The following is a 7,500-nucleotide window of genomic DNA, read 5'->3' as shown; positions in this document are numbered from 1 at the left end:
ATGGTTTGTGCTTGTTCCTGCTTGTCCTGTTCGGAGCAAGAAACATAATATAACACAAACCATTTCGTAAAGCAAACGTAAATCTGAACTATTTGAGTCGAATACTTTTAAGCAAAATTTCAAGAGGTTCCCTCTCTTCAGTCTCCCCTCGATGATCATGCTCTACAAGCTTATCCAACCGCGCAATCTGATGACCATAGTCATACATAGCTGCTGCTACAATCGAGAGGCGAAGCATACCGCCCGGTTGCTCTCTATATCGTTCAAGGAGATCCACCATAAATTGTTCGTTCTCCGCTTCGATCTCCAAACTATCCGAGCTCGTATCCTTGAGCTTATCATCGTATTTCAAGAGTACATGCTCGTGGTACTTAATCAATTTCTCCATGTGATCGTCAAAACATACATCAGTTTCCGCACTCGGTGAAGCCTGAAAATAATGTTCATCTACAGCTTCCAATACCTCAAGCCCTTTGGACATGACAAGCAGTTTCTGCTTGTACACGACGAGCTCACGGATCCGCTTGGAGCCGCTGCCCTTCATCTTCTTAATTTCTTCCTCCATCAGTCTGTATTTCTCAGACAATGACTTTAAGCTATTACGAAGACTTTCCTTCTCTTCACGAAACACCGTTTCCTTAATCTCATTCGATATCACCGTGCGAAGGAGGAGTGACATTTTGCTGAAGATAGATCCGATCTGAGCAGCGAATTGTTCCTTGGGCTTAGGTGGGAAGAAAAGAACATTCACCACGAAGGCACATCCTATCCCGATCAAACTAAGCAACAGTCGATTAACGGCAAAACGCCACTCTCCTGACGCCTCCATCACAGCCACAACGGTTACTAAGGTAAGACCTATCGTTTCTTCCATCCGCAAACGTAAACTTAGAATGATAACAATAATACATACAATGCCAATGGCAATTACATTTTGCGAAAAAAACATCCCCGCCAGCAGGGCGAAAGCCGCACCAATAATATTTGTTTGCAGCTGATCTAAGAAATAACGCCATGAGCGATAAATCGAGGGCTGCATCGCAAAGATCGCCGCAACAGCCGCGATGACTGGTGGCGTGAATTCGAGCCAAGCACTTATGTATAAAGCTAATGCAACAGCGATGCCTGTTTTCCACACGCGCGCCCCAAATACCATGACTCTCACCTCATCCAAAATATCCTACATCTATCTTACACAGGTCATGTGATGGATGCAAAACAACCTCCACAACAAACAAACCACCCTCAGCAAAATGCCGAAGGTGGTTCGTAGCTTAGCAATTTGCTAAGCTTTGGTGCTTTTAGTACTCGCAGTACTTGAATTACTTGAAGTACCTGAAGCCTTAGCCGCCATTGCAGCGGCTTTCAGACCTTTACTCTTATAGGGTTTCGGAGCACTCTTCGCCCGGTTCTCACTTGCTTTCCACCGGTTCCAGCCTTTGCTGTCAGTACCTCTACCTGTTCCACCTTTACCCTTAACCATAAACTCACTCCATACGTGTTACTTCTTATTTATTATTTAATAAACCCGACCATGTCGATTCCAGCCATTGATCGAAATCAGAGCCTTTGTCACCTTCGTAAGTGTCATAAACATCACTTCTCATCTTCTGCAGCTTTTCCTTGAAAGCCTCATACGTGTGACCTTCTGGTAAGCTCTTCTTGATGCGAAGCAGAATTTTACCTACGCCTTTAATTAAGTCGCCTTTTTTGCGAGGGGGCAGTTGTACATCCTCACCTAAAAGTTTGAGCTTGCGGTAAGCCGTCTCCTGTATCGCATACACGGTGTCATTGGTCATTAGACGTTTAAGAATATGAACCGATTGTTGATCGCCATGTTCACCTAATGCTTCAACAGCAGAAAGACGCTCCCTCCAATTGGATGTGCGGTTTGCTGCTTTTTTCAACTCTTCAAAATCGGTAGGTAACTCATTGTGTAATTCAATATTCAACTGATTCAAGCTCCTTCTGTGGCTATATGTGTTAGATGTTACACTTTTTTTAGGCAGAGCGCCAACTTTTTTGACCACATATTGAAAGTATAAGTTTTCGGTACCCGAAAACTTCTTTCTATTTGGCGATAAAACTTTCATTTAAACGCGGTCGCTCATCTTTGAATTGCCTCGATATAGGTTTTCTCATATGTTTAGTTTATGGAAGTACCATTTATACAGGATTTTTCTAATTAAATCACCATATAAAGGTATCTCTTTTTGGGTCCGAATTAAATAACCTCATCTTGAGGTGAATGAGATGTCCGATTTCCTAAGGCTCGTTGGTGAGCGATTACGTATGATTAGAAAGCTTAAGGGATATACACAGGATCAGCTTGCTGAAAAAACAGGCAAAGTCGGTATGAGCAAATCGCACATATCAGATATTGAACGAGGCCAAAGGAACATTTCATTGACTACGTTGGAAACGCTAATGAATGCGTTAGACATAGACCCGAGCGAGTTGTTTAATTTTCAGAAACTTGACGGTGTAGATGGCATCCATGAAAAAAATTGATTATCGACATTCACAAAAGCATGCTTATGGAACGCGGGCTTGATGAAGTTCAATATATTGTCAGGACGGCGAGTGATTTCCTAGGAACGTTAGATGCTAAGGAAGCTAGCAGACGAAACAAGAAAGACTAACGCAAATACAAAAAAGCAACGAGCAGCTCGCACGTAGCGAATGACTCGTTGCTTTCTTTTCCCCTTTATAGCCGGAATTCCTAGTATGAACTTAATTCACTACAACCCCCCTACAATACTTGCACACTGGCGCATCAATAGCGATTTCCTCGTTGCAGTAAGAGCAGGGCTTGTGCGTTTTCACTTCAGCAGGCGCTGTGGATTTACTTCGTCTTACACTCATGATGACCAGCACACCAACGACCACGACAATCACAGCCAAAATCCAATAAATCATACGAAACACCTCCCAGTTGATAACCAACTTTTGATGATTTCCGTATATGTATATTCGATCTATTGGCTCTTATGAATGCGTTTCATTGGCATTTGTGTCGGAAATTACAGCCACATCTGTTGTTGGTACGACATTTCCCAGAACAACGTTTCGTAGCGAGTCGTATTCAAAAAAATTGTTTCTAATCGCGCTAATTCACTTTCTGATTTCCCCAAGGCTAGTCGATCCATTAAATTTATGCACCATTGTGCATGTTTACCGAACTCCTCTGAGCTGTACCCTCTCACCCATTCACCGTAGTCAGGATGATCAACTGCACCTGGGAACTCCTTCAGCATGCGGCCGATCTCCCAGTAACTCCACATACAAGGGAGCAATGCTGCTGTTAATTCCGCTAATCCGCCACTCTGTGCTACATGCAACATATAATGCGAATAAGCGAGTGTAATTGGTGAAGGTTCTGCCTGCTCCAATTCTTCCTTAGTGATTCCGAAGCGAGCTGCGTAAGAACGATGAATGCCCATTTCTTCATGCAAAATATTACTTAATGACGCTGAGAATTCACTCATCGTTGTGAGATCTGGAGCTTTGATAGCACCTAAGGCGAACAATTTGGCATAATCAATTAAATATAAATAATCTTGAATCATGTAGAACCTGAATTTATTGCGGTCCAGGGTTCCCCGACCTAATTCTTGTACAAAAGGATGCTGCTGAGTTTGGCGCCATTCGTGCTCATATTTCTGGACTAAGTGCTGTGTAAAGGACATTATGGGTCTCCTTTGGCATGGGATTATATGATGAATTGATGAGTGAGAGGCTGTTACTAGATTTGATGAACTCTATTATTTTACTATATTTTAACTTTATTACTAGCAATGAATAAGTAGAAAACAAAAAACAATGAACTTCCACGGTGTGGAAGCTCATTGCTTTCTATTTTGTGAGATATGTAGGCTAGCAGAAGTATGCTATACCAAGTCACACGCATCAGCAGGCATCCAATGAGCATCCTTACCGTCCCATTTCACATTACACCCAAGTGGGTTCGTCAACGGTAACGTAATTGCTTGGCCAGAGGTAAGCTCTTCTAAAGCGATATCTAAATTATTTATTGTGATTTTAGACGCATCCTTAGGATTATCAACGCCACGTCCCGTGTAAACTAATCTGCGATTTTCATCAAAGACATAAAAATGCGGCGTTCTTAGTGCACCATAGGCTAATGCCGTTTCTTGGGTTTCGTCTCTCAGATATATCCATGGATATTTATGCTCCTCCATGTGCGATACCATATGATCAAAGGAATCTTCTGGCTTGGTGTTCACGCTGTTGGCATTGATACCAACGAACTGTACACCCTTTTCTTTATACCGATTGGCAGTTTCGCGTGTTACTTCATTAGAACCGATTACATAAGGGCAATGGTTGCAAGTGAAAAATATAACGAGCGTTTTCGCATCGCTGAAATCCTTCAACGCGTATGTTTGTCCATCCGTAGCTGGTAATGAAAAATCAGGTGCTTCATCTCCGAGCGATAAAGTAAAGGTAAAAGCCACGTCACATGCCCCTCTCATCCCTGAAAAATTATAGTTGGTTCTCCCCAGTGCTATGGAAAAACTCAATGATTTCACCGTTTAATCCTTTGACAAAAGCAATACGTACAGGTGTTGGCGGGTTAACGCCTAAGATTACGTCTTTTGGCTCTACTGTCACGATAGCTCCAGCAGCAACGGCTGCTTCGACAGCCCCATCAACATTATTACTGCGGAATGCTACATGGAAAAAATATCCTTCTGGTTGTGGTTCACCTGATCCCCCAGCGAAAACCTCCATATAATTTCCGTCCCCAGAGTCTAGCAGGACCGCACGCTTATTCCCTTCGCCCCAGTTATTCTTCGCTACAAACCCTAAACCTTCTGTATAAAACTTGACTGTTGCGTCAAAATCATTCGCTCTCAGTGCAACGTGATGAAAACCGCCGCCGCCTATTTTCGCATTCGTACCCACTTACTTTAGCCTCCTTCGAATTCTTACTTGTACTTCTTTTCCAGTATACTCGAACAGGCGTGGTTAGAAAATGAGTTACATCGAGGTAACTAAGTAACCCGAGGTAAAAGAAAAATGTGCGAACCCTAGTGAAAGAAAAATAAAAATTTAATCAAAACAAAAAACCACATTCCCTCGTCGCATGATAAGAGAATGTGGTTGATATCGGGACGACACGATTTGAACATGCGACCCCCTGCTCCCAAAGCAGGTGCTCTACCAAGCTGAGCTACGTCCCGAAAATAAAAGAGAAAGGGTTTTAACAGACCCTAACGCCAAAAAGCGGAAGACGGGGATCGAACCCGCGACCCTCGCCTTGGCAAGGCGATGCTCTACCGCTGAGCCACTTCCGCATAGGGGTCCCCAAGTTGCATAAAGCAACCTGAGGACGATGATGCGCGTAGAGGGACTTGAACCCCCACGGTCGCCCGCTAGATCCTAAGTCTAGTGCGTCTGCCAATTCCGCCATACGCGCATGCTGTTAAATAAGGCAAATGGTGAGTCATGTAGGATTCGAACCTACGACACCCTGATTAAAAGTCAGGTGCTCTACCAACTGAGCTAATGACTCATGTCTTGTAAAGAAAATGGCTGGGGATCAAGGATTTGAACCTTGGCATGACGGAGTCAAAGTCCGTTGCCTTACCGCTTGGCTAATCCCCATTAATGGTATTGGCAGGGGCAGCAGGAATTGAACCCACACCAAAGGTTTTGGAGACCTTTGTTCTACCCTTAAACTATGCCCCTAAATAAGGTATATGGAGGCTGATGGATTCGAACCACCGAACTCGAAGAGAGCAGATTTACAGTCTGCCGTGTTTAGCCACTTCACTAAGCCTCCATAAAAGCAAATCAAATCTTACTAGACAAAAAAAATACCCATGCAGAGAGACTTTAATCTTCGATTAAAGATCCCTATATTAGGTATCTGCTTGGCAACGTTCTACTCTCCCAGAACCCTGCGGTTCAAGTACCATCGACGCTGGAGGGCTTAACGGTCGTGTTCGAGATGGGAACGCGTGGGTCCCTTCCGCCATCATCACCAAACAGTCAAAGCGTTTGTTTGCGCCTTGAAAACTAGATACGAAACTTCAACGTAAAGTACTATACTCAGGAATTTTGGTTAAGCCCTCGACCGATTAGTATTCGTCAGCTGCATACGTTGCCGCACTTCCACCTCGAACCTATCAACCTCGTCGTCTACAAGGGGTCTTACATACTGGGAAATCTCATCTTGAGGGGGGCTTCGCGCTTAGATGCTTTCAGCGCTTATCCCCTCCGTACATAGCTACCCAGCGATGCCTCTGGCGAGACAACTGGTACACCAGCGGTACGTCCATCCCGGTCCTCTCGTACTAAGGACAGCTCCTCTCAAATTTCCTACGCCCGCGACAGATAGGGACCGAACTGTCTCACGACGTTCTGAACCCAGCTCGCGTACCGCTTTAATGGGCGAACAGCCCAACCCTTGGGACCTACTTCAGCCCCAGGATGCGATGAGCCGACATCGAGGTGCCAAACCTCCCCGTCGATGTGGACTCTTGGGGGAGATAAGCCTGTTATCCCCAGGGTAGCTTTTATCCGTTGAGCGATGGCCCTTCCATTCGGTACCACCGGATCACTAAGTCCGACTTTCGTCCCTGCTCGACTTGTAGGTCTCGCAGTCAAGCTCCCTTATGCCTTTGCACTCTGCGAATGATTTCCAACCATTCTGAGGGAACCTTTAAACGCCTCCGTTACATTTTAGGAGGCGACCGCCCCAGTCAAACTGCCCACCTGACACTGTCCCCATACCGGATCACGGTACTAGGTTAGAACTCCGATACGATCAGGGTGGTATCCCAACGGCGCCTCCACCCAAGCTGGCGCTCAGGCTTCAAAGGCTCCCACCTATCCTGTACAGATCGTACCAAAGTCCAATATCAAGCTGCAGTAAAGCTCCATGGGGTCTTTCCGTCTTGTCGCGGGTAACCTGCATCTTCACAGGTATTAAAATTTCACCGGATCTCTCGTTGAGACAGCGCCCAAGTCGTTACGCCATTCGTGCGGGTCAGAATTTACCTGACAAGGAATTTCGCTACCTTAGGACCGTTATAGTTACGGCCGCCGTTTACTGGGGCTTCAATTCATAGCTTCGGGTTGCCCCTAACCACTCCTCTTAACCTTCCAGCACCGGGCAGGCGTCAGCCCGTATACTTCGCCTTGCGGCTTCGCACAGACCTGTGTTTTTGCTAAACAGTCGCTTGGGCCTTTTCACTGCGGCCCCCTCGGGCTATTCACCCTACCGAGGCACCCCTTCTCCCGAAGTTACGGGGTCATTTTGCCGAGTTCCTTAACGAGAGTTCTTCCGCGCGCCTTAGAATTCTCTTCTCACCCACCTGTGTCGGTTTGCGGTACGGGCACCTTCGCCTGGCTAGAAGCTTTTCTTGGCAGTGTGAACTCATGACCTTCGGTACTTAAATTTCCCTCCCCATCACAGCCCAGCCTTACGGTTAGCGGATTTGCCTACTAACCAGCCTCACTGCTTGGACG

Annotated in this window: 8 protein-coding genes, 7 tRNA genes and 2 rRNA genes (1 of these 17 running past the window's edge); 1 reads left to right on the top strand and 16 read right to left on the bottom strand. The window is 45.6% G+C overall.

The window, feature by feature from the left end:
• Positions 1–88: 88 nt before the first annotated feature.
• From ACSQ8P_RS03835 to ACSQ8P_RS03825, 3 genes are all read right to left on the bottom strand, one after another.
• The gene (locus ACSQ8P_RS03835) at positions 89–1,156 is read right to left on the bottom strand and encodes an FUSC family protein (protein WP_436233973.1); all 1,068 of its coding nucleotides are present in this window, start codon (positions 1,154–1,156) and stop codon (positions 89–91) included.
• 129 nt (positions 1,157–1,285) lie between these two features.
• The gene (locus ACSQ8P_RS03830; RefSeq protein ID WP_436233972.1) at positions 1,286–1,483 is read right to left on the bottom strand and encodes a DUF3934 family protein; all 198 of its coding nucleotides are present in this window, start codon (positions 1,481–1,483) and stop codon (positions 1,286–1,288) included.
• 25 nt (positions 1,484–1,508) lie between these two features.
• Complete coding sequence (locus ACSQ8P_RS03825) at positions 1,509–1,952, bottom strand: HEAT repeat domain-containing protein (RefSeq protein ID WP_436233971.1); 444 nt, start codon at positions 1,950–1,952, stop codon at positions 1,509–1,511.
• Between the two features lie 301 nt (positions 1,953–2,253).
• Here ACSQ8P_RS03825 and ACSQ8P_RS03820 point away from each other — a divergent pair, with 301 nt between their 5' ends.
• Complete coding sequence (locus ACSQ8P_RS03820; RefSeq protein WP_436233970.1) at positions 2,254–2,511, top strand: helix-turn-helix domain-containing protein; 258 nt, start codon at positions 2,254–2,256, stop codon at positions 2,509–2,511.
• A gap of 222 nt (positions 2,512–2,733) precedes the next feature.
• Here the strand turns inward: ACSQ8P_RS03820 and ACSQ8P_RS03815 are convergent, their stop codons facing one another.
• The 13 genes from ACSQ8P_RS03815 to ACSQ8P_RS03755 form a co-directional block, all read right to left on the bottom strand.
• Complete coding sequence (locus tag ACSQ8P_RS03815; RefSeq protein ID WP_436233969.1) at positions 2,734–2,919, bottom strand: hypothetical protein; 186 nt, start codon at positions 2,917–2,919, stop codon at positions 2,734–2,736.
• 104 nt (positions 2,920–3,023) lie between these two features.
• Positions 3,024–3,689 (bottom strand): thiaminase II, encoded by a 666-nt coding sequence (tenA, locus tag ACSQ8P_RS03810; protein ID WP_436233968.1) that lies wholly within the window; start codon positions 3,687–3,689, stop codon positions 3,024–3,026.
• Between the two features lie 201 nt (positions 3,690–3,890).
• Positions 3,891–4,496: a thioredoxin family protein gene (locus ACSQ8P_RS03805; protein WP_436233967.1), complete on the bottom strand. Its 606-nt coding sequence runs from the start codon at positions 4,494–4,496 to the stop codon at positions 3,891–3,893.
• Between the two features lie 10 nt (positions 4,497–4,506).
• Complete coding sequence (locus tag ACSQ8P_RS03800; protein ID WP_436233966.1) at positions 4,507–4,929, bottom strand: VOC family protein; 423 nt, start codon at positions 4,927–4,929, stop codon at positions 4,507–4,509.
• 204 nt (positions 4,930–5,133) lie between these two features.
• Positions 5,134–5,207: transfer RNA gene (locus ACSQ8P_RS03795), tRNA-Pro, on the bottom strand.
• A gap of 42 nt (positions 5,208–5,249) precedes the next feature.
• Positions 5,250–5,321, bottom strand: a tRNA-Gly gene (locus tag ACSQ8P_RS03790).
• Positions 5,322–5,363: 42 nt separating this feature from the next.
• Positions 5,364–5,443: transfer RNA gene (locus ACSQ8P_RS03785), tRNA-Leu, on the bottom strand.
• Positions 5,444–5,463: 20 nt separating this feature from the next.
• A tRNA-Lys gene (locus ACSQ8P_RS03780) sits at positions 5,464–5,539 on the bottom strand.
• 17 nt (positions 5,540–5,556) lie between these two features.
• Positions 5,557–5,631, bottom strand: a tRNA-Gln gene (locus tag ACSQ8P_RS03775).
• A gap of 10 nt (positions 5,632–5,641) precedes the next feature.
• Positions 5,642–5,715 (bottom strand) — tRNA-Trp (locus ACSQ8P_RS03770).
• Positions 5,716–5,727: 12 nt separating this feature from the next.
• Positions 5,728–5,809, bottom strand: a tRNA-Tyr gene (locus ACSQ8P_RS03765).
• A gap of 89 nt (positions 5,810–5,898) precedes the next feature.
• Positions 5,899–6,015 (bottom strand): 5S ribosomal RNA (rrf, locus tag ACSQ8P_RS03760).
• 72 nt (positions 6,016–6,087) lie between these two features.
• Positions 6,088–7,500 (bottom strand): 23S ribosomal RNA (locus tag ACSQ8P_RS03755); it runs 1,626 nt beyond the window's last position.

Origin of the sequence: Paenibacillus sp. LjRoot153 (genome assembly GCF_964253085.1) — a bacterium.
Taxonomy (GTDB): Bacteria; Bacillota; Bacilli; order Paenibacillales; family NBRC-103111; genus Paenibacillus_E.
This window is presented reverse-complemented; position numbering and strand designations above follow the sequence as displayed.